Source organism: Isoptericola sp. BMS4, from assembly GCF_011634835.1.
Lineage (GTDB): Bacteria > Actinomycetota > Actinomycetes > Actinomycetales > Cellulomonadaceae > Isoptericola.
Genome location: NZ_SIRP01000001.1, coordinates 4,124,933 through 4,151,098, shown reverse-complemented (window position 1 = coordinate 4,151,098; position 26,166 = coordinate 4,124,933). Strand labels below are relative to the sequence as shown.

Below are 26,166 nucleotides of genomic sequence, written 5' to 3'. Positions count from 1 at the left end.
TTCCTGTCGCCGCCCACGGGGAGATGTCGGCGGAGATCTCGGCGGGAGCTCTCCGTCAGGTCGCGGAGGGGCGCAGCCCGGTCGTGATGGCGCTCATGTTCCAGGTGGTGATGACCCCGACCGCGACGACGAGGTCGGCGCGGCGCTCCGTGCCCAGCAGGCGCCCGGCCTCCTCCCACAGGTGGTCGTCCACGTGGCCGACGCCCGCGGTGAGCGTCTCGGTGAACGCGAGGGCGACGCGCTGCTCCTCGTCGAAGAACGGGCTCTCCTGCCAGGCCGCGACGCCGTGGACGGTACGGGTCGGCACGCCGCGCCGCTCGAGGTCGCGGGCGTGGGTGTCGACGCAGTAGGCGCAGCCGTTGAGCTGGGACGCGCGCAGCTTGACGAGGTCGTACAGGACGGCGCCGAGCGACTCGCTCATCCGGGCGTCGAGCGCCCTCAGCAGCCGGAACGTCTCCGGGCTGGCCGTCCGGGTGGGGGTGCGGGGCTCTCGTGCGGCGGTGACCGTCATGCTGTCTCCTTCAAAGCAGATATCGGATATCCAGGTATCGACCACGGTGCGCCGTCGGGGGCGGCCGTGGCCGGGATCAGGGCGCCGCGAGGAAGCGGCGCGCGTCGGCGGCGCGCCCGGCGGGCGTGGAGCCCGCCAGGTCGGCGATCGAGGTGGCGGCCAGGGCGCGCCGCCAGGCGAGCTCGGCCTCGCGCATCGCGTGCGCGACGCCGCAGGGCTGCGCGAAGTCGCGCGCGGGGCGCTCGGCGTTCATGCCCTGCCGGCGGATCTCCGTGCAGGCGAAGGCGTCGTCGGGGCCCTCGATCGCCGCGACGACGTCCATCAGGGTGATCCGCGCCGCCGGCCGTGCGAGACGCACCCCGCCGCGCCGGCCCGGCACCGACTCCGTCAGCCCGGCCCGGCCGAGGGCCTGGAGCTGCTTGACGAGGTAGGCCGTGGGCAGGTCGTAGGCCGCCGCGAGCCGGGTGGCCGGCACCGGGGCGTCGCCGCCCTCCTCGGCCCAGTGCAGCAGCACGCACACGTGCGCCGCCCACTCGACGCCCTCGTTCATCCGCACGTCGCCACCTCCTTACTGGACAAAACATATCCAGGTTTGAGGGCCACCGCCAGGCCGAGCTTCGAATGGGCGTCGCGGTCCGTCAGGAGCCGGATCCTGACGCACCGCGACACCCGTTCGCGCGTCAGCGGCGCCCGGTGAGGCGGTCCACCTCGAACAGCGTCGTCGTACCGGACACCTCGTTCGCGACGGCGAGCACCGGGCGGTGCGTCGGGGACGCGCCCGCGGGGACGAACGCCATGCCCTCCGGCCCCAGGTCACCGGCGGACGCCAGGGTCGACGCCGGGTCCGCGCCGTCGTCCACGGCGTCCTCGACGGACACGGAGTAGTCCCGGTTCGACACGTAGGTGACGAAGGACGACTCGGCCGGGACGGTGACGTCGTAGACCATGATCCCGCTCGCGCGCTCCAGCCCGACGAACGCGTACGTGCGGCCGGCCACCTTCCCGACCGTCACGGCCTCGGGCTCCGGGCCCTTGTTGTCGCTGCGTCCCTCGAAGCTCGTCTCGGAGTGGTCCGTGTTGAACGCGTCGCCGAGCGCGTCCGCCGTGACCCGCTCGAAGTCGTCGCCCGAGTCGAAGACCTGCTCGCCGTCGGTGGTCCAGACGGAGAAGGACCGGGCGCCGAAGGCGTACAGCTCGCCGTAGCACGAGCCGTCGGGCCGCAGCCCGTCCTCGACGGAGACGTCGAGGCGGCCCAGGTCGGCGTCGTCGAGCAGGCCGGCCGCGGGGGAGTCGTCGCAGACCGGCGCCAGCCCGTCGTCGCCGAGGTCCTTGACGCGCGCGGCGTCCTCGTAGTCGCCCCACTCGCGGGCGTCGCCCTCGTTCGCCGTGACGAGGTACGTCTCGCCGCGGGACGTGTACGACGCGACCCCGTCCGGCATGTACAGGCCGCGCACCGGCAGCTCGCGCACGTCGGCGGCGCCGTCCTCGTCGGAGGGGTCGAGGCCCTGGCCCGGGAGCGAGTGGTCCTTGGTGCCCAGGGGCAGCACGTCAGTCACCGTGGCGGAGCGCAGGTCGACGACGGCGACCGCGTTCGCCTCCTGCAGCGTCACGTACGCGGTGCGCGAGCCCTTCGGCACGGTGACGTACTCGGGCTCGAGGTTGCGCGAGACGCGGAACGCCGACGACCCCGACGCGTCCGCGACGTCCGGCCCGGTGACGCGGACGCCGTCCGGCAGCGCGTCGCCCTCGAACGCGTGGAAACCGGCCGTGCGCACGTCCTCCTGAGTGATCGCGGAGTGCTTCCCCGTGAGCCGGCGGGGGAGGTCGACGACCGAGACGGACCCCTCCGGGTCCACGGAGAAGTCGTCGGCGGGCTCGCCCTCGTTCGCGACGACGGCGGTGCGCCCGTCGGGCGCGACGGTCACCATGTCCGGCAGGGCCCCGACGCGCACGGCGGCCAGCGCGCTCCCGTCGCCCGCGGCGTCGAAGAGCACGAGCCAGCCGGCGTCGGTCTTCACGTCGGACTCGACGGCCACGACGCCGAGGCCGTCCGCGCGCACCGCGACCGAGTTCGCCACGGCCCCCGCGGGGATCCGCGAGCCGTCGGCGGCGCGCAACCCCGCGGTCTGCACGGCGAAGAGGCGGCGCGGGGCGCCCGGGTCCGACACGTCGAGCGCGGTGACCTCGGCCGCCCGCGCGTTCACGGAGAACAGGCGCTCGGAGCGCGCGTGGTAGGCGACGATCTCCGCGGCGGACTCGTCGAAGACGCCGGTCGCGTAGGAGCCGAGCGGCTCCAGGGAGATCCGCGCGTCGTCCGCGACCACGGTGACCGGGTCGTCGACGACGCCGGCGGGGCTCCAGGCGTGCGCGCCCGGCGCCGCGAGGCCGACGGCCGCGACGGCGGCGGTCAGCGCGGCGGGCCCGCGGGCGCGGCGGCGGGTCGGTGAGGCGGTGCGGGCTGGGGTGCGAGGCACGGGGGCTCCCTCGGTCGGCGGCCGACGGCGCACGTCACGCGCCGTCGCGGTGACCGTAGGGAGTGCGGGTTGCGGCCGGGGGCGTGCCGGGTGAACGACGCGCGACCCGGCGGTGAACGCGCCTGCGCGACCGTGACGTCGCGGGCGAATCTCTCGTTGTGTCTCTGAGACATGTCTACTAGACCTGTCTCAGAGACAGATTGGCTAGGCTCGGGGCATGGGACACGTCATCCTCGGGCTGCTGCTCATCGCGCCGCAGAGCCAGTACGACCTCGGCAAGAGCTTCGAGGCGGGCGTGATGCTCTTCTACAGCGCGAGCTCCGGGAGCATCCGGCGCGCCCTGGACCGGCTCCTGGACCAGGGCCTCGTCGAGGCGGGCGAGGCCGGCGCGCGGGGCCGTACGGTCTATCGGGTCACCGACGCGGGCAGCCGGGAGTTCCACGCCTGGATGACCGGCCCGCTCACCGGTCCCGACGCCGAGGCGGCCGCCCTGCCACGCCTCTTCTTCCTCGGGCTGCTGGAGCCGGCCGACCGGGCCCGGGTGCTGCCGCTCGTCACGCACCGGATCGAGACCGACCTGGACCGGCTCACCGCGCTGGACGCGCAGCTCGACACCGAGGAGGTGCCGCCGGGGTACGACGACGTCGCCGCCTCCCAGCGCGCGACGCTCGACTACGGCATCGCCGCCCACCGGTTCGCCTTGGACTGGTTCCGGTCGTACGCCGAGCGCCAGGCCGCCTCAGGTCAGGGCTGACCCTGCCTCGTCGCGGGGCTCCCGGCTGTCACGCACCCCGCCGCGGGCGAGCTGGGCCATACGCCAGGCCGCGCCGCCGAGCAGCACGACCAGCGCGAGGTTGCGCAGCGCCTCCACCACGACGATCCACGGCACGGCCGACAGGAACTCCCCGTACGCGACCGGGTAGACCAGGTGGGTGGCGAGCGCCGTGAGGACCACGCCCACGGCGGGCGGCACCCAGATGCGGCGGTGTCCCGGTGTGGCGAGCGCGATCGCGGCGGCCATCGGCGGCCCGATCCACGCGACGAACTGGGGGGAGCCGACCTTGTTGAACACGATGAGCGCGAGGAGCAGCGCCGCCGCCCCGAGGAGGAGGACGTCGGCGGTGTGGTCCGGGCGACGCCGCGCCGCCCACCAGGTCAGCGCGGCGAGCGCCAGCACGGCCAGGGGGAGCAGCCAGTCGAGGGCGCCCGCGACCCGCTGCGCGACCTCGCCCTGCACCTCGTACGTGAAGATCTCGTCGTTGTACTCGACGGACACGGCCGGGTCCCACAGGCGGGCGACGCTGAACCAGGTGGCCGCGACCGACTCGACCTGGAGGGTGCGCGCGCCCTGCTGGCCGAAGACGCTGAACGCCCGCATGCCCGCCCCGCCGGCGATCGCCAGGCCCACCACCACGACGCTCACCGCCGCGCCGGGGACCATGACCGAGCGCCACAGGTCCCGCACCCGTCCGCGGGTCGCGGCCAGCGCCACGACGACGGCGCCCGGGGCGATCTTGATCCAGGCGCCGGCGGTGGCGATCGCCGTGGCGAGCGCGGGGCGCCGGCCGGCGAGCACGAGCGCGACGAGGATCATCGGTGCGATCACGCCGTCGAGCCGGCCGACGAAGATGGGGCCGAGCGCGAGCAGGAACACCAGCCACCACCAGGCGCCGAGCACGCCGTGCCGCGTGCACCGCACCAGCACGACCGTCGCCACGGCGTCGAGGAGGACGATCATCGCCGTCCAGGCGATCTTGTACCCGAGCAGGCCGCCGGTGACGAGCGCGGGGAGGACCACGGGGACCAGGGCGCCGGCGGGGTAGACCCAGTCGTAATCCAGCACGGGCCACTCGCCGGCCGTCAGGCCGTGCCGCGCCCACCACTCGTACAGCGTGACGTCGCCGTAGACCGTGTACGCCCAGGCGATCGCCGCGAGCACCACCCACGTGTGCACCGCGACGAACCCGGCCGCCAGCAGCCAGGGCGAGCGCAGCAGCCGCGGCAGCGCCGCGGGACGGCGTGCGGGTGGCGGCGCGGGCGAGCTCACGGGGTGCGGCACGCGGGCCATGTTCCCAGATCTTCCCGAGCGTTCCCGGGGCCGCCCCTCGTGGCCGGTCGCACCATCCCGGAGAATGTGGGAGGCCGCGTCTATGATTTCGGGTAGACGAAACTCGGACGGAGCGAACGTGGACGATCGGAGCACGGTGAGCGACGCGATGCGGGCTCTCGGCAGGGGCGGGGCCGCCACGAGCGGGCGGCCCGGACGGCAGGCAGGCCGCCGGAGGCCCGGCGCGGCCCGCCTCGTGACCCTGCTCGGCCCCGCCTTCGTGGCCGCCATCGCATACGTCGACCCCGGCAACGTCGCCGCCAACCTCACGGCGGGAGCACGGTTCGGGTACCTGCTCGTGTGGGTCCTGGTCGCCGCGAACGCGATGGCGGTGCTGGTGCAGTACCTGTCCGCCAAGCTCGGCGTCGTCACCGGGCGCTCCCTGCCGGAGCTGCTCGGCGAGCGGCTGTCCCGCCGAGGCCGGATCGCGTACTGGGTGCAGGCCGAGCTGGTCGCGATGGCGACCGACGTCGCCGAGGTGATCGGCGGCGCCATCGCGCTGCACCTGCTGTTCGGTGTGCCGCTCGCGCTCGGCGGCGTCATCACCGGCGTCGTGTCGATGGTCGTGCTGTCCGTGCAGCAGCGTCGCGGGCAGCGGGTCTTCGAGAGCGTCGTGACCTCGATGCTCGTCGTGCTGACCGTGGGCTTCTGCGCGGGGCTCTTCTTCTCCCCGCCCGACCTGGGCGCGGTCCTGGGCGGGCTCGTCCCGCGCCTCGCGGGCCCCGAGTCGGTGCTGCTGGCCGCCTCGATGCTCGGCGCCACCGTGATGCCGCACGCGATCTACCTGCACTCGTCCCTGGCGCGAGACCGGGTGCGCCACGACGCCCGCGTGCGCGAGCTCCGTCGACTCACCTCCGCCCGGGACGACGCGGCGCTCGCCACGGTCGAGGCGCCCGCGGCGACCGTGCGGCGCCTCCTGGCCGCGACCCGGTGGGACGTCGTCGCGGCCCTGGTCGTCGCCGGCGGCGTGAACATCGCGATGCTGCTCCTCGCCGCCGCCAACCTGCCCGGGCGGACCGGCACCGACACGATCGAGGGCGCCCACGCCGCCATCGCGTCGTCGCTCGGCCCTGCCGTCGCGGTCCTCTTCGGGATCGGGCTGCTGGCCTCCGGGCTGGCGTCGTCGTCCGTCGGCGCGTACGCCGGGGCCGAGATCATGTCCGGGCTGCTGCGGGTGCGCGTCTCCCTGCTCACCCGGCGCCTCGTCACGCTGGTGCCGGCGATCGTGCTGCTGGCGACGGGGATCTCGCCGACCTGGCTGCTGGTGGTCAGCCAGGTGGTGCTCAGCTTCGGCATCCCGTTCGCGATGGTCCCGCTCGTGCGCCTGACCCGGGAGGCGGGGCTGCTCGGCCGGTACCGCAACGGCGTCGCCACGCAGGTCGTGGCGTGGGCCGTGGCGGCGGTGATCGTCGCGCTGAACGTCGTGCTGCTCTGGCTGACCCTCACCGGCTGACAACCTTTCCGGGCCGCGAGCCGTCCCCGGTGCGCGAACGCCCCTTCGTGCCGGTGCGCTCGCTCACGACGCCGCGAGCGACTCCTGGAGCCGGTCGACGAACGCGGCCTGCGCGCTGACGACGACCTCCCGCGCGTCGTCGGGGGAGAACCAGGCGACGCGGTCGATCTCGGGGACCTCGACGCGCCGGCCCGACCGCGGGGGCCACTCGATCTCCACCGTGTTCCCGTGGATCGCGGTGAGGTCCGGCACCGGGGCGGGCCACCGGCGCGCCCAGGCCAGGACTCTCTTGCCGGCGCGCTGGCGCACCTCGCCGAGGTCGAGGTCCGGGGTCGAGGCCGCGGGGACCGGCCGTCCCAGCTCCTCGACGGCCTCGCGCACCGCGCCGTCGTGCGGCTCCTCGCCCGGCTCGAGCTCGCCCTTGAGGACCGTCCACGCGCCGGCGTGCTTGCGCGCCCAGAACGGGCCGCCCATGTGCCCGAGCAGCACCTCGAGCCGGTCGTCGGGCGTGACCCGGTACAGGAGCAGCCCCGCGCTCGTCGTCGCCATCGCCTCATCGTGCCGGGGCCAGGGCGCGAGGTCGAGGTGAGGGCTCGAGGTCGAGGTCCCGCACCTCGACCTCGAGCCCGCACCTCGACCTCGAAGGTGAGACCGAGTATCGGTTGACGTGAGACGCGGTCGCGGGCCACCATGGGTGCAGACCGGCGTCGCAGTCACCAGCCTGGCGGCGCCGGTCGTCCTTCTCACCCGGGCCCGGGACCGCCGGACCCCCGCGCAGAGAGAGGCCGACGATGCCCCGCACCGCTCCCGTCATGCCCGGCGTGACCGCCCCCGACTACGACGTGTCGCAGCCGCTGGACCTCGACTACGTCGGCGCGTTCGCCGACGTCGCCCCCGAGGCGCGCGAGCACCAGCTCGCCGTCCGCGCGTTCGTCCAGGACGAGGTGCTCCCCGTCATCGACGCGTACTGGGAGCGCGCCGAGGTCCCGTTCGACCTCGTGAAGAAGCTCGCCGAGCACGACTTCCTGCGCGACGGCGTCGACGTGCCCGGGCGCCCGCGGATCAGTTTCATGGCCGAGGGCCTGGCCAGCATGGAGATGTCCCGCGGCGACGGCTCCGTCGCCACGATCTGCGGCGTCCAGGGCGGGCTCGCGCTGCGCTCGATCGTCATGCACGGCTCGCCCGAGCAGGTCGAGCGGTACGCCGAGCCGATGGCGCGCGGGGAGATCCTCGGCGCGTTCGCGCTCACCGAGCCCACCCACGGCTCGGACTCCGTGTCGCTCGAGACGGCGGCCCGCCGCGAGACCCGCGACGGCGTCGAAGGCTACGTGATCAGCGGCGAGAAGAAGTGGATCGGCTTCGGCTCCTGCGGCGACGTCACCGTCGTCTGGGCCCGCCTCGTGGGCGACGACGGCGACGGCCAGGTGCACGGCTTCCTGGTCCCGCAGGACGCCCCCGGCTACTCCGCCACGACGATCGAGGGCAAGGTGTCGCTGCGCGCCATCTGGCAGGCGCACATCGTGCTCGACGACGTCTTCGTGCCCGCCGACGCCGCGCTGCCCGGCGCCACGTCCTTCAAGGCCACCGCGGCCGTGCTGTTCGCGACCCGCCTGGCCGTCGCGTGGTCCGCCGTCGGGCACGCGATCGCCTGCTACGAGGCCGCGGCCGCCTACGCGACGCAGCGCATCCAGTTCGGCAGGCCGCTGGCCGCCAACCAGATGGTGCAGGAGCGGCTCACCCGCATGCTGTCGCTGATCACGCAGATGCAGCTGCTGGTCGCGCAGGTCACGCGACTCGCCGACGCCGGCACGCTCACCGGCGAGCAGGCGTCGCTCGCCAAGTACACGACCACGCGGCAGGCCCGCGAGGTCGCGTCGGTCGCCCGCGACATGCTCGGCGGCAACGGCATCCTGCTCGGCAACCGCGTCGCGCGGCACTTCGCGGACATCGAGGCCCTCCACACCTACGAGGGCACCGAGTCCATGCAGGCCCTGATCGTGGGCCGCGACATCACCGGGGTCTCCGCGTTCGCCTGAGGCGCAGCGGGGGTACTGGCCTCGGGGCGTCAGGTCGTCGTGACGGTCGCGGCCGTCGCGGCGACCATCACCGGCACCATGACGGCGACGAGCATCTCGTCGACGGCCTTCTTCACCGCACCGCTCGCCCAGCTCTGCGTCGACAGCTCCTTCGCCCGCGTCTCGGCGGCCCTGCGATGCTCGCGCGGCACCAGTCCGCGCACCACCCCAGACCCGTGGGCGACGGCGATGAGCGCGCCGGTGCGGGCGTCCGGTGCCGCGTGGTCGAGCAGGGCGGCGCGGCACGCCGCGCGCAGCAGCTCCTCGTGCGTGGAGTCCCGCGCCGGCCACGACGTCCGCGGGAAGATCCCGAGGACCCGGCCCTCCTCGCGGCGCAGCACGCCGCGCTCGGCGAGCCCGGTCAGGAGGGCGTCGCGCAGGCCCTTGCTCAGCGGGCGCACGAGCTCCTTCGGCCGTCTCGGTCTCTCGGCGACGACGGCGAGCGCGCGGTCCAGCGCCGGGTGGTCGGCCGGGGACGGGTCGCGCACGACGACGCGTCCCGCGCGCGCCGGGCCCCCGTCGACCGTGACGTCGCCGGGGCCGGCGACGTCCACGCGGCCGTCCAGCGCGAGCTCGATCAGCAGCGCCCCGGCGAGGCGGTAGTCCAGCTCGTCGGCGCCGACCTGGGGCCTGCCGGAGTCGTCGTCGTAGGCGAGCAGCAGCAGGTCCTCGGCGATGATCATGGTCCGATCATCGCCGAGGGTCGAGCGCACGAGTGACGATCGCGTCGGCATGTCCGGATCGGCGCGGCAGTTCCGACTGCCGATCGGATCCCGGACTGCCGCGCTGATGGCGTCACGTCGCCGTGGGAACCTCGGTGCGGTCCTGCTCGCGGCGGTGGATGCGCCACCACACGAAGAAGCCGACCAGGGTGAAGGCGCCGTAGAAGACGTACATCAGGGCCGTGGCGAAGTAGTCGGCCGACCAGAGCAGCGGGACACCGACGACGTCGACCGCGACCCACACGAGCCAGAACTCGACCCACCCCTTCGCCATGCCGTACGTGGCGACCAGCGATCCCATGAAGATCCAGGCGTCCGACCAGACCGGCTCGTACGAGCCGAGGGCGCGGAACAGCGGGGTGAGGAGGAGGGTGCCGCCGACCATCACCACCACGATGCCGAGTCGCTGCGGCCACGTCGCCCACTGCGGGTGCACGGCCGCCCCGCCCGACGCCGGTACCTTGCCGTCGGCGCGCACCTCCAGGTCGGCGCGTCGTGTACGACGCCACTGCACCCATCCGTACACGGACACGACGAGGAACATCACCTGGCGGCCCGCCTGGCCGAGCATGTCGGCGCGGCCCGTGTCTCCGAACCACGAGCCCATGAAGACGGTGAACAGCACGAGGTTGCCGGCGATGCCGACGGGCCAGGCCCACACCTTGCGGCGCATCCCGCCCAGCGCGGAGGCCAGGCCGAAGCCGTTGCCGACGATCTCGCGCCACAGCAGCGACTGGTCGCCGATGGTCAGCGTGGCGTGGAAGAACGCGTCGATCGCGTCCATCGTTCACTCTCCCGGTCCGTCGAGCGGCTGCCGGGGTGAGGGGCGGCCGTCCGCCGGGAGCGCGGGGCCCTCGCCGGCGACACGGCGCCCGGCGGCACCCACCCGTCGCCGGGCGCGTGCCGCACGTGCTTCCTCCCATCCGGACTCTGACCGTCGGCCCTGGAGTTCCACCAGGTCAACCGGCCTCGCGGAGGAGGCGCGGGTCGCGGGCTGTCACCGCCGGCTCGGAATCTCACCGACCCCGGAGCACGTACGTTGCGTGTCTGTGGCCGCCGGAGGTCCCGGCGGCGTCCTGCACAACGCAGGATGCCACAGCCGCATTCCCTCCCCGACCTCTTAGGCGAGGGCGTCCCGCACGGCACGGGCGACGTCGTCGGGCCCGGCGCCCGGCTCCAGCACGGTGACGACGACGCGGCGTCCGTCCGTGCCGGTCACGCGGGGGGTCGACGCCGGCTCGTCCGCCGGGACACCCGCCCCGCCGGCCGTGCCGGCGGGCGGCGCACCGGGGGCAGCGGACGCCGGCGCGCCGCCGGCCGTGTCGGGAGCGTCGGCCGCGTCGCTGGTGTCCCGCATCGCGCCCCGGCGCAGGTCGGCGAACGCCTCCTCGAGCTCGGGCCGCAGGTCCAGCAGCGGGTTGCGCAGCCACCGGCGCAGGATCGCGTTGTGCACGGCGACGACGGAGGCGGCGAACGCGATCGACGTCGTCGTCATCGACCGGTCCGGCGGCAGCGTGTCCCGCAGGTAGGCCGTGAAGGCCCGCTCGTAGCGGTGCGTGGTCACGAGCTCGCGGTCCCGCAGCGCGGGCACCTGCTGCAGCAGCCGGTGGCGTGCGAGCGACGTCTCCCGCTGGCCCACGTGGTGGTCGAACACGAGGCGCGCGGCGCGGCAGACCTCGAGGTACGGGTCGACGGACGGGTTCCACGAACGCTCGGTGCCGTTCCCCTGCTCGCTGCCCCCGCGCGCCTCGGGACGGGTCTCGGCGAGCATGACCACCACCTCCTCGAGGAGGATCTCGTGGTCCGCGAAGACGACGTCCTCCTTGGACCGGAACCGGCGGAAGAACGTCGCGCGGCTCACCTGCGCGGCGTCGGCGATCTCCTCGACGGTGGTCTGCTCGTAGCCCTGTCGCGAGAAGAGGTCGATCGCGGCGACGACGGCCTGGGCGTGGGTGTGCGTCCGGACGGCGGTCATGTGCAGGAGGCTACTCCGGGACGGCCGGGAGTCGTGTCGCGGGCCTACCCTGCGGGCCGCCGCTGTCTCGCGGGCAGCGGGGCCGGCGCCGCGACGGCGGCGCCGGCCCCGGGACGAGGACGGCCGGGCCGGCGCCCGACCGCCGGTCGTCACGTCCCGGTGATCTCGAAGGTCGAGCCGGGTTCCGTCACGACGTCGCCCTCGGCGGACCCGGTCACGGTGACGTTCTCCAGGATCGCGTTGCCGCGCGCCCCGCCCATCGCGAGGATCCCGGAGCCGTTGGTGGAGTCCGCGATCCGCACGTCCGTGATCCGGACGTCGGGCATGGCGCCGCCGCCGTTCTTGAACTGGATGCCGTCGTAGGTCGAGTCGACGATCTCGGTGTCGCGGATCGTGACCCCGACGATGTCGTGCGTCTGCGGGAACAGCGTGATGGCGCCGAACTCCTGGTCCTCGTTCCAGAACGCCCCACCCGTGCGGTACAGCCCGTTGTTCGCGACGAGCGTGGTCCCGGAGAACGGGAGCGGGCTGTGGTCGGTCGCCAGCATGATGCCGGGGTAGTTCATGGTGTCGTACACGAGATTGTTCTCGATCGAGTTGTCGCGGCCGCCGTAGATGGCGATGCCGTTGGCGCGCCACGGGAGCTGCACGGTGTTGTTGCGGAACGTGTTGTCGTGCGCGATGTCCACGGACGTGTCCTTCACGTACGGGTTCGCCCACACGGCCAGGGCGTCGTCGCCGGTGTTGCGCAGGGCCGAGCCCACCACAGACGAGTTGCGCGTGCCGTTGGAGAAGTTGATGCCGTCCGCGTAGGTGTTGCGGATCCGCATGCCGGAGAACCGGAGCCCGTCGGCGGGGTTCCACAGCTCCGGCTTGTTCGAGTAGTCGCGACCGACCCATACGCCGACGTTCGCGTGCTCGATCCACACGTTCGAGATCTTCGTGTCCTTGCCGAACCGTCCGTTGAGCCCGACGCCGCCCTCCGCGCCGCCGTCGCCACCGCGGATGCGGCCCGAGCCGAAGATCGCGATGTCGGAGATCTGGACGTCGTCGTCGATGTCGAACCCGAAGTTGCCCTCGTGCGGGTGGTTGATGCCGTCGGCGTCCTGCGGCTCGATCAGGCTGTAGAGCTGCGAGTGCCACATGCCGGCCCCACGGATGGTCACGTCGCGGATGCCGACCTGGTTGTACCCGGTGCGGTCGGGGTCCTCGGTGAGGATCTTGCGTTCCTGGCGCCACCGGCCGGCAGGGATCCACACGCAGTCGATGTCGCCCTGCTGGTCGGCGGTGACCGCGGCCTGGATGGCGTCGGTGTCCTCGGCGCCGTCGTCCGGCACGGCGCCGTACTCCGTGATGGAGGTGCACTGCGCGGGCTTCTGTGACGGGGGTGCGACCTGCTCGAGCTCGACGAGGTCGATGACGTAGAACTCCGCGTCGTCGTCGGCGTCGCGCTGGAGACGGAACTCCGTCCCGGCGGGGAAGTCCCGGTCGAGCAGCGCGTGCGACTCGTCGAAGAGCCGGCGCGCGTCGCCCCCGGGGGTGTTCGTGAGCCCCTCGGGGGCGTCCGTCGTCCCGTACAGCCACGAGTGCTGCGAGGACAGGGTCAGCTTCTGCACGAACTCGCCGTCCGCGTAGAGGCTGATCGTCTTCTCCTGGCCCCCGCCCCCGGGGGCGTCCGGGATCGAGCTGCGCACGACGATCGAGTTCGTCGGCACGGTGGAGGTGAGCGCGACGTGCTCGCCGGTGCTCGTGAGCCGCACCGACTCGCGGCCGGAGGACTCGGTGGCGAAGTTGGTGTGCCCGAACGTGCGCAGCGGGTCCGTCTGCAGCAGCTCGCCCTCGTACCGCCCGTCCTCGGCCTCGTACGTCGTGTAGGGCACGGGAGCGCCGCGCCCCACGGTCACGCTGAGCGTGCCGGTGTTGTTGTCCTCGTCGGTCTCGTCGACGACGTCGGTCGCGTCGGCCGTCGCGGTGACGGTGGCCCCGCCGTCCGTCGCGGTCCACGTCCCGTCCGGCGTGACCGTGACCGTCTCGCCGGGACCGATCGCCGGAGTCGTGGCGTCGAGGGTGATCTCGCCCGCGACGACGCGCGTCACCGAACCCGCGGTGACCGGTTCGTCCCCGCGGTTGCGCACCTGGACGCCGAAGGTCACGTCGTCGCCGGGGGCAGGGGACGACGGGGTCGAGGACACCGCGACGACCTCGAGGTCCGGTCCCGGGGCCTCGCCGACGGTGAGCTTCTCGGACCGGGTGCGCGCGTTGTTCGTCTCGTCGAGCTCGGCGACGGCGTCCTGGGGGTCGACGACCGCGCCCACCGTGTGCTCCCCGGCGCGGTGCGTCCCGGTGGCGATTTCCACCTGGCCGCTCGCGCCGGGCTCCAGCGCGCCGACGTCCGCCGAGCCGGCGGTGCTCCCGTCGACGGCGGCCTCGACGGTGGTCGGCGTCGAGGCGAGGTCTCCGACGTTCTCGACGGTCGCGGTGAGGGTCACGGGGATCGTCGCCGTGGGCTGCGCGGGGGACGTCGCAATCGCGGTGACGGTGAGGTCGGGGTTCGGTTCCGGTGCTCCGTAGACCTCGAGCTCGGCGACCTGTCCGTTGCCCGCCCCGGTGTTGCCGGTGAACCGTACCCGCACGTCCGTCGCGGTCCCGCTGACGGGGACGTCGACGACGTTGCCGTCAGCGGGCGCGAAGGCATGACCGGCGGACGCGGAGAGCTCGTGCCACTCCTCCGTCCCGGTGCGCCCCCACACGGAGAAGGTCTGTGTGCGCGGCCCCCACGCGTCGGAGGGGTCGAGGCGCACGCGCACCGTGCTGAGCTGCGTCGGCCCGGCGAGGTTCACGTCGAGCGTCGACGGGTAGCGGCCGGCCGCGCCTTCCCAGTAGGTGGTGACGTCGTCGTCGACGGCGTTCGCGGCGGCATAGGTCCACTGCGTCGACGAGGCCGACACCGGTCGGTCCGCCGCGCGGTTCGGCCCGCTCGGGTCGGTCGGCGGGTCCGTCGGGTCGGGGTCATCGGTCGGCGTTCCCCAGACCTGCAGCTCGGCGACCTGGCCGCTGCCGGCGCCGGTGTTGGCGGTGAAGGCGAGGCGGACCTCGTCGACCTCGGCGTCGAGCGGGATGTCGACCGTGTTGCCGTCGGCCGGGTCGAAGTAATGCTCGGCGGACGCCTCGAGGACCCGGAACGAGGCCTCGCCGTCGCTGCGACCGAGCACGCTGAACGTCTGGGTGCGTGGGGCCCACACCGAGAGAGGCGGGAGAGCGACGACGACGCGGTCGACGGTCGCCTCGGCGCCGAGGTCGACCGTCAGGTGCGCCGGGTACTGCCCGCCGGCTCCCTCCCAGTAGGTGCCGGTGTCGCCGTCGGTGGCGTGGTGCGCGGCATAGGTCTGCGTCGTCGACGACGCGGTGACGGGGCGGTCGGCCGCCAGGTCGGCGGACTCGGCGGCGCCCGCGACGGCGACGGCGCCCAGGGGTGCGATCAGCGCGGCTGTCGCCCCTGCCACGATCGTGTGCTTCCAGGGTCTTCTCATGACGTCCTCGTCCTCCCGCCCGTGCGGGGTCGCCAGCCCTGGCCGACGGCCGAGCGGCGGTGCGTGGGCCGCGCGTGGTCAGGGGTGGGTCGGTCGGCCTGGACACGGCCCGGAGGGATGTCCCGGACTTGTGGTACAGGCTCAAATTCGAGAGTTGCAGATGATGCACTGCTTTGTGCTGGCTGACTGTCGAGTTTTTGCGTGATTGACAGTACGAGGCGGCGCCGGAGGCGTCAAGGGCAGAGGAAGGAGTGGGCGGCGCAGGCCGGGCGCGTCGGCGTCGCGCCCCCCGGGGGGTTGGGCGGGAGTTCCGTGCAGGGAGTCCGTGGGGGCTACGCCCGGCGGTCGGGGCCGCGCTCCCGGCGAGGCTCGTCGAAGCGGGCGTCCGGCGGGCGCCGCCGACGCTGCAGGTAGCGCAGCTCGCGCACGAAGATGCCGAAGGCGATGATGAAGGGGATCCAGGCCCAGGCGCGCCCGCGCAGGACGACCCAGAGCATGACGAGGGCGACCGCCGCGGCACCGACGACGGTCGCGACGCTCTTCCACAGGACGTTGCCCACGGGCCCGAGGGTATCGCTCCCGCTCCGCCACCTGTCGAGCATGCGGATCCTCGCTGCCGAACATGTGGTTGGTCCGGGATCGAGTTGCCGAGAACGGGATCAACCACATGTTCGGCACCACAGGGGTGCCGGAGAAGGGTCGGTAGGGTGGCGACCGTGACTTCCGGGACCGCCACCGTGCCTGAGACCGCCCCCACCTCCACCGCCGCCGGGCCCGCCGTCGACGTCTACGTCGACCCGCTGTGCCCGTTCGCGTGGATCACCTCGCGCTGGGCGCTGGAGGTCGCCGCGCACCGGGACGTGCGCCTCACGTTCCGGCTGATGAGCCTCTACCTGCTCAACAAGGATCGCGACATCCCCGCCGACTACCGCGCCAGGATCGAGTCGTCGCGCGGCATCGGCCGGGTCGCGGCCGCCGTGCAGGCCGACCACGGACCGGAGGCCTTCTCCGCCTTCTACACGGCGGCCGGCACGCGTATACACCCGGGCGGGCGCAAGGACTACGACGCGGTCGCCGTCGAGGCGCTCGCCGAGGCCGGGCTCCCCGCGTCGCTCGCCGACGCCGCGACCTCCGACGCGTACGACGCCGGCCTCGCCGAGTCGCACGAGGCGGGCATGGGCCCGGTGGGCGACGACGTCGGCACCCCCACGATCCACGTGGACGGCGTGGCGTTCTTCGGCCCCGTGCTCACGCGGATCCCGCGCGGCGAGGACGCGCTGCGGATCTTCGACGGCGCCGTCGCGCTGGCGGCCTTCCCCGATTTCTTCGAGCTCAAGCGCTCGCGCACGAGCTCCCCGGCGTTCGGCTGACGCCGGCCCCACGATCGCAGCCGCCCCGGGCGCGCGGACCACGACGCACCGGGCGGCACTCCCGAGAGGCGAACCCATGACCCTTGACCTGCGGATCTTCACCGAGCCCCAGCAGGGCGCGTCGTACGACGACCTGCTCGCGGTCGCGAGGGCGACCGAGGAGCTGGGCTTCAGCGCCTTCTTCCGCTCCGACCACTACCTCTCGATGGGCGGCGACGGCCTGCCCGGCCCCACGGACGCCTGGACGACGCTCGCCGGACTGGCCCGCGAGACGTCCACGATCCGCCTGGGCACGCTGGTGTCCTCGGCGACGTTCCGGCTGCCCGGGCCGCTCGCGATCCAGGTGGCCCAGGTGGACCAGATGTCCGGCGGCCGCGTGGAGATCGGCCTGGGGACGGGCTGGTTCGAGCGGGAGCACCAGGCGTACGGCATCCCCTTCCCGGCCAAGCGGTTCGGGATCCTGACCGAGCAGCTCGAGATCCTCACCGGGCTCTGGGGCACGCCGGTGGGCCAGACGTACTCCTTCGCCGGCGAGCACTACACGCTCACCGACGCGCCCGCCCTGCCGAAGCCGGTGCAGGCCCAGGTGCCCGTGATCGTGGGCGGCGGCGGCCCCCGGCGGACGCCGGCGCTGGCCGCGCGCTTCGCGACGGAGTACAACCAGGCGTTCCCGGAGCTCGACACGATCGGCAAGCGGATCGCGACGATCCACGAGGCGCTGGAGACGGCGGGGCGCGCCCCGGAGTCGCTCACGCAGTCGGTGGCGCTCGTGCTGGCGCTCGGCAAGGACGAGGCACAGTTCGCGCGCCGGGCGGCCGCCATCGGGCGCGAGCCCGCCGAGCTGCGCGAGCACGGCGTCGCGGGCACGGTCCCCGAGGCGGTCGACCTGCTGGGCTCGCTGCGCGACCAGGGCGTGGAGCGCGTGTACCTGCAGGTCCTGGACCTGCAGGACCTCGACCACCTCGACCTGGTCGCGCGGGAGGTCGCCCCGCACCTCTGACCGAGGCGCGCAGAGGGGGAGCGCCCCCGAGATCGCACGTGAGCGGCCGTCGCCGGCATCCCCGGCGGCGGCCGCTCACGTGTCCGCGTCCGGACGTCGCGCCGTGGGCGTCGGGTGCAGCCACCCGCCCATGGCGGTCGACGTGCGTCCGGCGTCCCGCCCGGCCTCCCGGGAGACGCGCACGCCACCGGAGCGGCCCGTGCGGACGGTCGGAGGCGGCCCCGGCGGCCAGGCCGTGCGACGTGCTGTCCCGCCCCGCCCGCGAGGTTCGGGTCCGGGGTTGACGGGGTGAAGTTCGCCCCCTACGGTGAATCCATTCAACGGGGAAGGGCTTACCTGGACACCTCGCCGCCGAGGATCGCGGGCGGGGGAGCTGGTGGCCGTTCCCGTGCATCGATGGAGATGGGGACGGTGACATGGGTGTCAGGACGGTCGAGCCCTCTCGCCCCGCGGTGGCGTCCGGCGTCCGGTCCGGGAGCGCGGCCGGGGCGGCCCGCGTGGAGCGCTGGTACGGATGGCTCGACACGCTGCTGCACCTCGCCGTCCTGAACCTGCTGGTCCTGACGTTGACGCTCGCCGGAGCCGTCGTCCTCGGCTGGGCCCCGGCCGCCGCGGCGGCCACGGCCTGCGCCCGGGACCGCGTCCGCGGCAGGGCGTTCCCCCTGGTGCGTACCTTCGCCGCACGGTGGCGGACGAGCTTCTGGCACGCGAACCTGCTGGCCGCACCCTCCGCGGTGGCCTTGACCTTGCTCACCACCAGCGTCCTCGCCCTGCGCGACCGTCCCGGCACCGGCGCCCTCGTCGCGGCCCTGGTGACCGCGGGCGCCGTCTGCCTCGTCCACCTGCTTCTCGTGCTGAGCATGGACGCCCACTACGACCTGCGGCGCCGCGACTGCCTCCGCCTGGCCTGGGCCTTCCTGGTCCGGTTCCCGGGCGCGCCGCTGCTCCTCGCGGCCACGACGGCCCTGGTCGCCGTCGTCACGGCCCTCGTCCCCGGCCTGGCGCCGACGCTCTCCGTCGGCGTCTGGCTGCACCTGTGCACCGCGCTGTGCCTGTCCTTCTTCGCGGCGAACGACCGCCACCTCTCCCCGGCGCCCACCGGCGCCGCGGACGGACCGACCCACCACCGACCGACCCACTGACCGACACGAGTGACCGATGACGCGCACTCACGAAAGGACGATGATGCGTACACGACGGCTGGCAGCCCCGCTCGCCCTCCTCGCGACGGGGAGCCTGGTGCTCTCCGCCTGCAGCGGCGGGTCCGGTGACGACGGCGGAGGAGAGGGCGGCGACCTGGAGTCGCTGACCTTCATGTCCCCGTACTTCTCCGCGACGCCCCCCGAGGACGACGACGCCGTCGGCGCCGCGCTCGACGAGCTCACCGGGGTGGACATGGATGTCCAGTGGGTGCCGAACGCCGAGTACGGCGAGAGGACCAACGTCGTGCTCGCCGGCGACGACATCCCCGACGTCATGGTGATCCAGGGCAAGGACCAGAGCTTCGTCTCCACGGCGGAGGCGGGCGGCTTCTGGGACCTCACCGAGTACCTCGCCTCGGGCGACTACCCCAACCTGGTGCCGGAGAACCCCGAGGTCCAGGAGGCCGCCAGCGTCAACGGCAAGGTCTACGGGGTCTACCGGGCGCGCGACGTCATCCGCACCTGCGTGATCGTGCGCAAGGACTGGCTGAAGAACCTGGGGATGGAGGAGCCCGCGACGACGGACGACCTCATGGAGGTCGCGCGGGCCTTCACCGAGGACGACCCCGACGGGAACGGGAAGGACGACACGTACGGCCTCATCGTGCCGCAGTGGCCCGGCGGCATCGGCAGCTCCAGCCCCTACGACTCCATCGAGACCTGGTATGGCGCGGGCAACGTGTGGAAGGACGACGGCGGGGAGCTCGTCCCGTCGTTCACCACCCCGGAGTGGCGTGACGCCGTCGAGTTCGAGCGCGAGATCGTCGAGAACGGCTACATCAACCCCGACTACGCCACGATGGACCCGGCGACGTGGAACGAGCCGTTCCTCAACGGCAAGGGCGGCATCATCATCGACGTCCAGTCGCGAGCCTCGCAGCTCGCCGGGCTCTTCAAGGACGAGGACCCGAAGACGTACGACCAGAAGGTGGCGCTCGTCGACCAGCTCGAGGGCCCGAACGGCAAGTACACCCTGCCGACGGAGGGCTACTCCGGGTTCCTCGCCGTCACCAAGTCGGGCGTGAAGACGGAGGAGCAGCTCAAGCAGGTCCTCGAGGTCCTCGACACTCTCAACACCGCCGAGGGGCAGAACCTCATCACCAACGGCATCGAGGGCGACACCTACACCGTGGACGACGAGGGCTACCTGGTGGTCCCGGAGGACCAGGCCGAGTACCAGGAGCAGGTCGCGGGCTCGTGGGCGCAGCTCGGCATGAACGTCGCCGGTGACAAGACGTACAAGGCGAAGCCGGAGACGAAGTACGACGAGGAGCTCGCGGACGAGCGCCTCGAGCTGCAGGCGAAGGGCCTCGAGACCGCGGTGTTCAACCCGGCCGCGCCGATCGTCTCCGAGACCTCCATGACCCAGGGTGCCCAGCTCGGCCTGATCATGGCGGACGCCCGCGTGCAGTACCTCGCGGGGCAGATCGACGACGCCGGCCTAGACGCGGCGATCCAGCGGTGGCGCGAGTCCGGTGGCGACGCCGTCATCGAGGAGGTCAACGCGAAGTACGAGGGCCGGTAGCGGCTCACCGCCTCGACCGACCCCCACGGCGGGTGCCGGGCGGCCGACCGCCGGCCGCCCGGCACCCCGCGAGACCGAAGGAGACCCGCGTGTCCACCGTCGCCGACGTCCGGGCCGCGCCCGCGGCACCGTCGCCACCACCCGCACCGCCCCGCCGTCAGCGCACGCTCGGCCGCAGGATGGCCCGGTACAAGTGGCTGTTCCTGATGATGCTCCCGGGCGTCGTCTACTTCCTGCTCTTCCAGTACTGGCCGATGTACGGCGCGCAGATCGCCTTCAAGGACTACGTGCCGTTCCTCGGCATCCAGGGCAGCGAGTGGGTGGGCCTGAAGCATTTCACCGACTTCTTCTCCAACCCGGACTTCCCGCGGCTGCTGACGAACACCCTGATCCTCGCGGCCCTCGGCCTGCTGGTGGCGTTCCCGCTGACGATCGTGCTGGCGCTGCTGCTCAACGAGCTGCGGCTGACGATCCTCAAGCGCACGGTGCAGACACTGGTCTACATCCCGCACTTCCTGTCGTGGACCGTCGTGGTCTCGCTCACCGGGCTGCTGTTCGCCGTCGGCACCGGGCCGCTGTGGACGGCCCTCAACGGGATCTTCGGCACCAGCACGGACTTCCTCACCGACCCGGACTGGTTCCGCCCGCTGATCCTGCTGCAGACGATCTGGAAGTCCACCGGCTGGGGGACGATCATCTTCCTGGCCGCGCTCGCGAGCGTCGACCAGGAGCAGTACGAGGCGGCGATCATCGACGGCGCCGGGCGCTGGCAGCGCACCTGGCACATCACTCTTCCGGCGATCCGGCCGACCATCGTCGTCATGCTGATCCTGCAGACCGGCGAGATCCTCAACACCGGGTTCGAGCAGATCTACCTCATGTCGAACGCGCTCAACCGGTCGGTGGCTGACGTCTTCGACACCTACGTGTACTTCACCGGCATCGAGCAGGGTGCCTACAGCTACTCGACCGCCGTCGGGCTGTCGAAGGCGATCGTGGGCGTGATCCTCATCTTCGGCACCAACTGGCTCGCGAAGCGCTTCAACCAGCAAGGGATCTTCTGATGGCCTCGACGACCTATCAACGGTTCAACACGAGGGCCGGCCGGGCGTTCGACGTCGTCAACGTCCTGCTGCTGGTCGCGGTCGGCCTGCTCGCCGTCGTCCCGTTCGTGTACGTGCTCGCCGGGTCGCTGGCCACCGAGTACGAGATCACCACGCGGCCGTTCTTCCTGTGGCCGCACGAGATCACGACGGACTCGTACGCGTCGATCCTGTCCTCGGACATCTTCCTGCGTGCGTTCGTCACCACCGTCGTCGTCACGTTCGTCGGCACGCTGGTCCAGCTCGGGCTCACGGCGCTCATGGCCTACCCGCTGTCGAAGGTCGATCTGCCGGGCCGGCGCACCATCATGATGCTCGTCGTCTTCGCGATGGTGTTCAGCGCGGGCATGATCCCGATGTTCCTCGTCGTCAAGCAGCTCGGGCTGCTCGACACGTACTGGGCGCTGTTCCTGCCGATGGCGATCAACCCGTTCAGCCTCATCATCATCAAGAACTTCTTCCAGCAGCTGCCGATCGAGCTCCAGGAGTCGGCGACGATCGACGGCGCGAACGAGCTGCAGGTGCTGCGGCACGTGGTGCTGCCGCTGTCCAAGCCCGTGCTGGCGACGTTCGCGCTGTTCTACGCCGTCGGCATCTGGAACGACTACATGTCGCCACTGCTGTACCTGTCGGACACGAGCAAGTGGACGCTGCAGATGATCCTGCGCCAGGTGACGGCGTCCGCGCAGATGTCGGCGGAGGACATCAACGCCGACGTGCCCCCGCCCGCGCAGGGCATCAAGTTCGCCGTCGTGATCGTCGCGACGATCCCCGTGCTCCTGGCCTACCCGTTCCTGCAGAAGCACTTCGCCAAGGGCATGCTGATCGGGAGCGTGAAGGGCTGATGACCATCCATCTCGCGGGCGACTCGACCGTCGCCCCCACCGACGACGGCCGCACCTCCGGCCACGACACGATCCCGCTGCTCGGCTGGGGCGACGAGCTCGCCGCCCTCGTCGACGCGGAGGTGCGCAACCACGCGATCGGCGGGGCGACCACGGCGTCCTTCCGCGCCGAGGGGCGCTGGGACGCCCTGGTCGCCCAGCTGCGGCCCGGCGACACCGTCGTGATCCAGTTCGGCCACAACGACCAGAAGGAGCCCGAGGAGCTCGCCGCCGACGGCGGGTACCGGCGCCGGCTCGCCGACTTCGTGGCCGAGGCGCGGGCCGCCGGCGCCCGCCCGGTGCTGGCCACCAGCGTGGAGCGGCGGCTCTTCGGCGACGACGGCGCGCTGCGCTGGTCGCACGGCCCGTACCCCGCGGCGGTGCGGGCGCTCGGCGACGAGCTCGACGTCCCGGTCATCGACCTCACCGTGCTCACGCGCTGGCTGTACCGGTGGCTGGGCGAGGAAGCGTCGGCCGCGCTGTTCCCGCACGGCGCGGCGGCGAAGGCGGGCCTGCCCGTCGACGACGCGCTCGGCAAGGACAACACCCACTTCACGACGGCGGGCGCCCGCGCGGTCGCGGCCTACGTCGCGGAGGCGCTGGCGTCGATCGACGGCGCGCACGACGGCGCGGAGCCGCTCGGGGCGTGGGTGGTGCAGCCGTGACGGGCCGCTACCGCAACCCGCTCGCCGGGCCCGGCGACCTCGCCGGCTGGGTCGCCGAGGGTCCCGTGGGCGCCGAGCACCGGGACGGCGGCCTCGTGCTGCGCAGCACCGCCGACGAGGCCGCGCTCGTCGCCGACGGTCGCGGCGACCACGCGCACTTCACGTACTGGTGCCCCGAGGTCTTCGCCGCGGACGTGGAGATCTCCTGGGACTTCCGCCCCCTCGCGGGCGACGGCCTCGCGATGCTGTTCTTCGCCGCCACCGGGACCGAGGGGCGCGACCTCTTCGACCCGTCGCTGGCCGAGCGCACGGGGTACTACCCGCAGTACCACTCGGGCGACGTGTCGACGCTGCACGTGTCGTACCTGCGCCGCAAGTGGCCGACCGAGAAGCGGTTCCGCACGTGCAACCTGCGCAAGAGCCCGGGTTTCCGGCTGGTGGCGCAGGGCGCCGACCCGCTGCCCGGGCCCGAGGACGCCGACGGCCACTACCGCGTGCGCGTCACCAAGCGCGGCGGCGACGTCACGTTCGCGATCGACGACCTGACCCTGTTCACGTTCCACGACGAGGAGCCCCTGGGCGCCGGCCGGATCGGGTTCCGGCAGATGTCCCCGCTCGTCGCCCACTACCGCGACCTCGAGGTGACCCCGCTGTCATGACCACCACCACGCTCCCGACCGGTACCCGCACCGACGAGGACAGCCCTGCCGACGGCCGTCCCCGGGACGGCGTCGACGTCCCCCTGCGCTGGCTCGACGACGTCGCGCCCGACCTGACCCTGGGCGGCGTCACCTGCGGTGTCCCGCTGCGCCCGGGCGCGGTGCGCGACGCCGGCACCCTCGCCGTCGTGGACGCCGACGGCGCCCCCGCGGCGGCGCAGACCTGGCCGCTGGCGACCTGGCCCGACGGCAGTGTCAAGTGGGCGGGCGTGGCGCTGGGCGCGACGGCGCCGGCGAGCGCGTCGTACCGGGTGACCGGTGGCGCGACGGAGGACGCCGACGCCGGCCCTCGGGCCACGGTCGCCGAGCGCGCCGACGAGGTGGTCGTCGACACCGGCGCGTGCGTCGTCGTGGTCGGACGCTCCGGGCCGGACGTGGTGCGCTCCGTGCAGGTCGGCGCGGCGCACGAGCGGGTCGAGGTCGCCCGCGCGGGCCGCTTCGTCTCCAGCCGGCAGGACCACCCGGAGCCCGACCACCGCGCCCGCCGCGACGCCGTCGGGGTGGTGGACGACGTCGTCGTCGAGCAGGCCGGGCCGGTGCGCGCCGTCGTGCGGATCACCGGCCTGCACCGCGACGTGGCGTCGTCCCACGACGACGGCGCGCCCGGCTGGCTGCCGTTCACCGTGCGGCTCGTGCTCGCGGCCGGGGCGCCGACGTTCCGTGTGGTGCACTCGTTCGTCTGGGACGGCGACCCCGAGCGCGACTTCCTGTCGTCGCTCGGCCTGCGGTTCGACGTCCCGCTGCGCGCCGCCCCGTACGACCGGCACGTGCGCCTCGCCGGCGCGGACGGCGGTGTCCTGAGCGAGGCCGTCCAGGGGGTGACGGGGCTGCGCCGCGACCCGGGCGCCGACGTCCGCGCCGCCCAGGTCGCGGGCCGGCCCGCCCCGCCCCTGGACACGTGGGACACGCGCGTCTCCGACCGGCTGCGGTGGGTGCCCACCTGGTCGGACTGGTCGCTGCGCCAGCCCACCGCGCACGGCTTCACGGTGCACAAGCGCACCGCGCCGGACCGCCCGTGGATCGACGTCGCCCAGGGCACGCGGTCCGAGGGGCTCGGCTACCTCGGCGACACCGGCGGCGGGCTCGCCGTCGGGCTCACCGGCTTCTGGCAGTCGCACCCCACCGGGATCGACGTCGAGGGGGCGTCGTCCGACGTCGGCACGCTGACGACGTGGCTCTGGTCGCCCGACGCGGCGCCCATGGACCTGCGCTTCTACCACGACGGCCTCGGGCAGGACACGTACGACGACCAGCTCGACGCCCTCGAGATCACGTACGAGGACTACGAGCCCGGGTTCGGCAGCGCGCACGGCATCGGCCGCACCCACGAGCTGACCGTCACCGCCTGCCCCGGCACCCCGGACGCCGGGACGCTCGCCCGGCTCGCCGCGGGAACCGCCGTCCGCCCGCAGCTCGTCCCGACGCCCGAGGCGCTGCACGGCACCGGCGTCCTGGGCGACTGGGACCTCGTGGACCGTGGCACGCCGGAGCGGGCCGGGCTCGAGGACCGCCTCGAGACCCTGCTCGACTTCTACGTCGGCCAGGTGGACCAGCGGTCGTGGTACGGCTTCTGGAACCACGGCGACGTGATGCACGCCTACGACCCCGACCGGCACACCTGGCGCTACGACGTCGGCGGGTACGCGTGGGACAACTCGGAGCTGTCGCCGGACCTGTGGCTGTGGACGTCGTTCCTGCGCACCGGCCGGGCGGACGTGTTCCGGCTCGCGGAGCGCATGACCCGCCACACGGGCGACGTGGACGTCTACCACGCCGGCCCGTGGCAGGGCCTCGGCAGCCGGCACAACGTGCAGCACTGGGGGTGCAGCGCCAAGCAGGTGCGCATCTCGACGCCCGCGTACCGGCGGCCGCACTACTTCCTCACCGGCGACGAGCACACGCGCGACCTCATGCTGGAGCTGCGCGACTCCGACCGGAACTTCCTGGGGCTCGACCCCACGCGCAAGGTGCGGCCCGACGCCGCCACCTACCGCCCGCGCCGCGACGCCCTCGCCGTCGGGCTGGGCACCGACTGGAGCGCGCTGGCCGCGACCTGGCTCGCGGACTGGGAGATCACCGGCAACGAGCACTCCCGCGACCGGTTGGTCGGCACCATGACCGACATCGGCGCCCTGCCGCGCGGCTTCCTCACTGGGGAGGCGCTGTACGACCTCGACACCGGGCGCTTCGACACCACCCGCGACCGCGTCGTCGTCTCGCACCTGTCCGCCGTCTTCGGCCTGGTCGAGATCTGCTCCGAGCTCGTGTCGCTGGTCGACGCCGGGCTGGTCGAGGCGCCGGGCTTCCGTGAGGCCTGGCTGCAGTACTGCCGCCTCTACCTCGCCACCCCCGCCGAGCAGGAGGCCGAGGTCGGCACGGCGCTGACGGGCACGAACCTGGAGCAGGCGCACTCCCGGCTCGCGGCCTACGCCGCGCACCGGCTCGGCGACGACGGGCTGGCGGACCGCGCCTGGCGCGCCTACTACGACGGCGGCGAGTTCATGGGGGAGGAGGCGTTCCACCCGGTCCGCATCGACCCGCCCGCCGTCCTCGCGCCCGTCGACGAGGCCAGGACCCTGTCCACCAACGACGCCGCCCAGTGCAGCCTCGCCACCATCCAGAACCTCGCCCTCATCGGCCACCGGCTGCAGGTAGTCGACCGCCTGACCTGAACCGGGCAGGGGCGTGAGCGAGTCGGTCCGTGAGAGAACCATGACGAGGGCCTGCCGACCTCACGGCCCTGGCCGAGGTTTCGGCCCGGCAGCCCCGGCCGAGGTGTCGGCCCGGAGGGGGCGTGCCGCTACGCTGTGCGGCGGCAATCTGCGTCGGACGTTCACGGGCGAGCGGCGAC

22 protein-coding genes and 1 riboswitch are annotated in these 26,166 nt (G+C 73.2%); of the genes, 12 read left to right on the top strand and 10 right to left on the bottom strand.

Annotated elements, in window-relative coordinates; genetic code table 11:
• Positions 1 to 55: 55 nt before the first annotated feature.
• The 3 genes from EYB28_RS18695 to EYB28_RS18685 all read right to left on the bottom strand — a co-directional run bounded on the left by EYB28_RS18695 (position 56) and on the right by EYB28_RS18685 (position 2,985).
• Positions 56 to 511 (bottom strand): carboxymuconolactone decarboxylase family protein, encoded by a 456-nt coding sequence (locus tag EYB28_RS18695; RefSeq protein WP_166851086.1) that lies wholly within the window; start codon positions 509 to 511, stop codon positions 56 to 58.
• Between the two features lie 76 nt (positions 512 to 587).
• A complete protein-coding gene (locus EYB28_RS18690) occupies positions 588 to 1,061 on the bottom strand; it encodes an Rrf2 family transcriptional regulator (RefSeq protein ID WP_205711064.1) in 474 nt (157 codons plus the stop codon).
• A 130-nt stretch (positions 1,062 to 1,191) separates the two neighbouring features.
• Positions 1,192 to 2,985 carry a choice-of-anchor I family protein gene (locus EYB28_RS18685; RefSeq protein WP_205710963.1) on the bottom strand — a complete coding sequence of 598 codons (1,794 nt, stop codon included), beginning with the start codon at positions 2,983 to 2,985 and terminating at the stop codon, positions 1,192 to 1,194.
• A 217-nt stretch (positions 2,986 to 3,202) separates the two neighbouring features.
• Between EYB28_RS18685 and EYB28_RS18680 the strand changes: the two genes are divergently transcribed.
• Positions 3,203 to 3,739 (top strand): PadR family transcriptional regulator, encoded by a 537-nt coding sequence (locus EYB28_RS18680; RefSeq protein WP_166851081.1) that lies wholly within the window; start codon positions 3,203 to 3,205, stop codon positions 3,737 to 3,739.
• Here the strand turns inward: EYB28_RS18680 and EYB28_RS18675 are convergent.
• Positions 3,725 to 5,053 (bottom strand): glycosyltransferase 87 family protein, encoded by a 1,329-nt coding sequence (locus EYB28_RS18675; RefSeq protein WP_166851078.1) that lies wholly within the window; start codon positions 5,051 to 5,053, stop codon positions 3,725 to 3,727. The genes EYB28_RS18680 and EYB28_RS18675 overlap by 15 nt on opposite strands.
• Positions 5,054 to 5,201: 148 nt before the next feature.
• On the opposite strand from EYB28_RS18675, the gene EYB28_RS18670 reads away from it, so the two are divergent.
• Entirely contained in the window at positions 5,202 to 6,545 is a 1,344-nt protein-coding gene (locus EYB28_RS18670; protein ID WP_166852768.1) for an Nramp family divalent metal transporter, read from the top strand.
• Positions 6,546 to 6,608: 63 nt separating this feature from the next.
• Here the strand turns inward: EYB28_RS18670 and EYB28_RS18665 are convergent, their stop codons facing one another.
• Entirely contained in the window at positions 6,609 to 7,094 is a 486-nt protein-coding gene (locus EYB28_RS18665) for an NUDIX domain-containing protein (RefSeq protein ID WP_166851075.1), read from the bottom strand.
• 242 nt (positions 7,095 to 7,336) lie between these two features.
• Here EYB28_RS18665 and EYB28_RS18660 point away from each other — a divergent pair, with 242 nt between their 5' ends.
• Complete coding sequence (locus EYB28_RS18660) at positions 7,337 to 8,581, top strand: acyl-CoA dehydrogenase family protein (RefSeq protein ID WP_166851073.1); 1,245 nt, start codon at positions 7,337 to 7,339, stop codon at positions 8,579 to 8,581.
• Positions 8,582 to 8,610: 29 nt separating this feature from the next.
• On the opposite strand, the gene EYB28_RS18655 is transcribed toward EYB28_RS18660, so the two are convergent.
• From EYB28_RS18655 to EYB28_RS18635, 5 genes are all read right to left on the bottom strand, one after another.
• Positions 8,611 to 9,303, bottom strand: a complete 693-nt coding sequence (locus tag EYB28_RS18655; protein WP_166851070.1) for a GPP34 family phosphoprotein — start codon at positions 9,301 to 9,303, stop codon at positions 8,611 to 8,613.
• A gap of 112 nt (positions 9,304 to 9,415) precedes the next feature.
• Positions 9,416 to 10,126: a nicotinamide riboside transporter PnuC gene (pnuC, locus tag EYB28_RS18650; protein ID WP_166851067.1), complete on the bottom strand. Its 711-nt coding sequence runs from the start codon at positions 10,124 to 10,126 to the stop codon at positions 9,416 to 9,418.
• A gap of 121 nt (positions 10,127 to 10,247) precedes the next feature.
• Positions 10,248 to 10,380, bottom strand: a riboswitch (FMN riboswitch).
• A gap of 82 nt (positions 10,381 to 10,462) precedes the next feature.
• The gene (locus tag EYB28_RS18645) at positions 10,463 to 11,317 is read right to left on the bottom strand and encodes a TetR/AcrR family transcriptional regulator (protein ID WP_166851065.1); all 855 of its coding nucleotides are present in this window, start codon (positions 11,315 to 11,317) and stop codon (positions 10,463 to 10,465) included.
• A gap of 149 nt (positions 11,318 to 11,466) precedes the next feature.
• Positions 11,467 to 14,847, bottom strand: a complete 3,381-nt coding sequence (locus EYB28_RS18640; RefSeq protein WP_166851062.1) for a CARDB domain-containing protein — start codon at positions 14,845 to 14,847, stop codon at positions 11,467 to 11,469.
• A 332-nt stretch (positions 14,848 to 15,179) separates the two neighbouring features.
• Entirely contained in the window at positions 15,180 to 15,407 is a 228-nt protein-coding gene (locus EYB28_RS18635; RefSeq protein WP_240930652.1) for a hypothetical protein, read from the bottom strand.
• Positions 15,408 to 15,563: 156 nt separating this feature from the next.
• On the opposite strand from EYB28_RS18635, the gene EYB28_RS18630 reads away from it, so the two are divergent.
• The 9 genes from EYB28_RS18630 to EYB28_RS18590 all read left to right on the top strand — a co-directional run bounded on the left by EYB28_RS18630 (position 15,564) and on the right by EYB28_RS18590 (position 25,987).
• Entirely contained in the window at positions 15,564 to 16,217 is a 654-nt protein-coding gene (locus EYB28_RS18630) for a disulfide bond formation protein DsbA (RefSeq protein WP_304599258.1), read from the top strand.
• 76 nt (positions 16,218 to 16,293) lie between these two features.
• Entirely contained in the window at positions 16,294 to 17,217 is a 924-nt protein-coding gene (locus EYB28_RS18625; RefSeq protein ID WP_166851056.1) for an LLM class F420-dependent oxidoreductase, read from the top strand.
• Positions 17,218 to 17,633: 416 nt separating this feature from the next.
• Entirely contained in the window at positions 17,634 to 18,359 is a 726-nt protein-coding gene (locus EYB28_RS18620; protein WP_166851053.1) for a DUF624 domain-containing protein, read from the top strand.
• A gap of 43 nt (positions 18,360 to 18,402) precedes the next feature.
• On the top strand, positions 18,403 to 19,944 hold the full coding sequence (locus EYB28_RS18615) for an extracellular solute-binding protein (protein ID WP_166851050.1): 1,542 nt from the start codon (positions 18,403 to 18,405) through the stop codon (positions 19,942 to 19,944).
• 89 nt (positions 19,945 to 20,033) lie between these two features.
• The gene (locus EYB28_RS18610; RefSeq protein WP_240930651.1) at positions 20,034 to 21,008 is read left to right on the top strand and encodes a sugar ABC transporter permease; all 975 of its coding nucleotides are present in this window, start codon (positions 20,034 to 20,036) and stop codon (positions 21,006 to 21,008) included.
• Positions 21,008 to 21,892, top strand: coding sequence for a carbohydrate ABC transporter permease (locus EYB28_RS18605; RefSeq protein ID WP_166851046.1), 885 nt, complete (start codon positions 21,008 to 21,010; stop codon positions 21,890 to 21,892). The genes EYB28_RS18610 and EYB28_RS18605 overlap by 1 nt, the downstream gene beginning before the upstream one ends.
• Positions 21,892 to 22,596 (top strand): rhamnogalacturonan acetylesterase, encoded by a 705-nt coding sequence (locus EYB28_RS18600; protein WP_166851043.1) that lies wholly within the window; start codon positions 21,892 to 21,894, stop codon positions 22,594 to 22,596. The genes EYB28_RS18605 and EYB28_RS18600 overlap by 1 nt, the downstream gene beginning before the upstream one ends.
• Positions 22,593 to 23,255 carry a DUF1961 family protein gene (locus EYB28_RS18595; RefSeq protein ID WP_240930650.1) on the top strand — a complete coding sequence of 221 codons (663 nt, stop codon included), beginning with the start codon at positions 22,593 to 22,595 and terminating at the stop codon, positions 23,253 to 23,255. Before EYB28_RS18600 ends, EYB28_RS18595 begins: the two co-directional genes overlap by 4 nt.
• Positions 23,252 to 25,987: a Tat pathway signal sequence domain protein gene (locus EYB28_RS18590; RefSeq protein ID WP_240930649.1), complete on the top strand. Its 2,736-nt coding sequence runs from the start codon at positions 23,252 to 23,254 to the stop codon at positions 25,985 to 25,987. Before EYB28_RS18595 ends, EYB28_RS18590 begins: the two co-directional genes overlap by 4 nt.
• The last annotated feature ends 179 nt before the right edge of the window (positions 25,988 to 26,166 follow it).

Excerpts from the sequence above, each read along its gene's own strand:
- EYB28_RS18695 (WP_166851086.1), bottom strand. The coding sequence starts at position 511 with ATGACGGTCACCGCCGCACGAGAGCCCCGCACCCCCACCCGGACGGCC.
- EYB28_RS18690 (WP_205711064.1), bottom strand. The coding sequence starts at position 1,061 with ATGAACGAGGGCGTCGAGTGGGCGGCGCACGTGTGCGTGCTGCTGCAC.
- EYB28_RS18680 (WP_166851081.1), top strand. The coding sequence starts at position 3,203 with ATGGGACACGTCATCCTCGGGCTGCTGCTCATCGCGCCGCAGAGCCAG.
- EYB28_RS18675 (WP_166851078.1), bottom strand. The coding sequence starts at position 5,053 with ATGGCCCGCGTGCCGCACCCCGTGAGCTCGCCCGCGCCGCCACCCGCA.
- EYB28_RS18670 (WP_166852768.1), top strand. The coding sequence starts at position 5,202 with ATGCGGGCTCTCGGCAGGGGCGGGGCCGCCACGAGCGGGCGGCCCGGA.
- EYB28_RS18665 (WP_166851075.1), bottom strand. The coding sequence starts at position 7,094 with ATGGCGACGACGAGCGCGGGGCTGCTCCTGTACCGGGTCACGCCCGAC.
- EYB28_RS18660 (WP_166851073.1), top strand. The coding sequence starts at position 7,337 with ATGCCCCGCACCGCTCCCGTCATGCCCGGCGTGACCGCCCCCGACTAC.
- EYB28_RS18655 (WP_166851070.1), bottom strand. The coding sequence starts at position 9,303 with ATGATCATCGCCGAGGACCTGCTGCTGCTCGCCTACGACGACGACTCC.
- pnuC (WP_166851067.1), bottom strand. The coding sequence starts at position 10,126 with ATGGACGCGATCGACGCGTTCTTCCACGCCACGCTGACCATCGGCGAC.
- EYB28_RS18645 (WP_166851065.1), bottom strand. The coding sequence starts at position 11,317 with ATGACCGCCGTCCGGACGCACACCCACGCCCAGGCCGTCGTCGCCGCG.
- EYB28_RS18640 (WP_166851062.1), bottom strand. The coding sequence starts at position 14,847 with ATGAGAAGACCCTGGAAGCACACGATCGTGGCAGGGGCGACAGCCGCG.
- EYB28_RS18625 (WP_166851056.1), top strand. The coding sequence starts at position 16,294 with ATGACCCTTGACCTGCGGATCTTCACCGAGCCCCAGCAGGGCGCGTCG.
- EYB28_RS18620 (WP_166851053.1), top strand. The coding sequence starts at position 17,634 with ATGGGTGTCAGGACGGTCGAGCCCTCTCGCCCCGCGGTGGCGTCCGGC.
- EYB28_RS18615 (WP_166851050.1), top strand. The coding sequence starts at position 18,403 with ATGCGTACACGACGGCTGGCAGCCCCGCTCGCCCTCCTCGCGACGGGG.
- EYB28_RS18605 (WP_166851046.1), top strand. The coding sequence starts at position 21,008 with ATGGCCTCGACGACCTATCAACGGTTCAACACGAGGGCCGGCCGGGCG.
- EYB28_RS18600 (WP_166851043.1), top strand. The coding sequence starts at position 21,892 with ATGACCATCCATCTCGCGGGCGACTCGACCGTCGCCCCCACCGACGAC.
- EYB28_RS18590 (WP_240930649.1), top strand. The coding sequence starts at position 23,252 with ATGACCACCACCACGCTCCCGACCGGTACCCGCACCGACGAGGACAGC.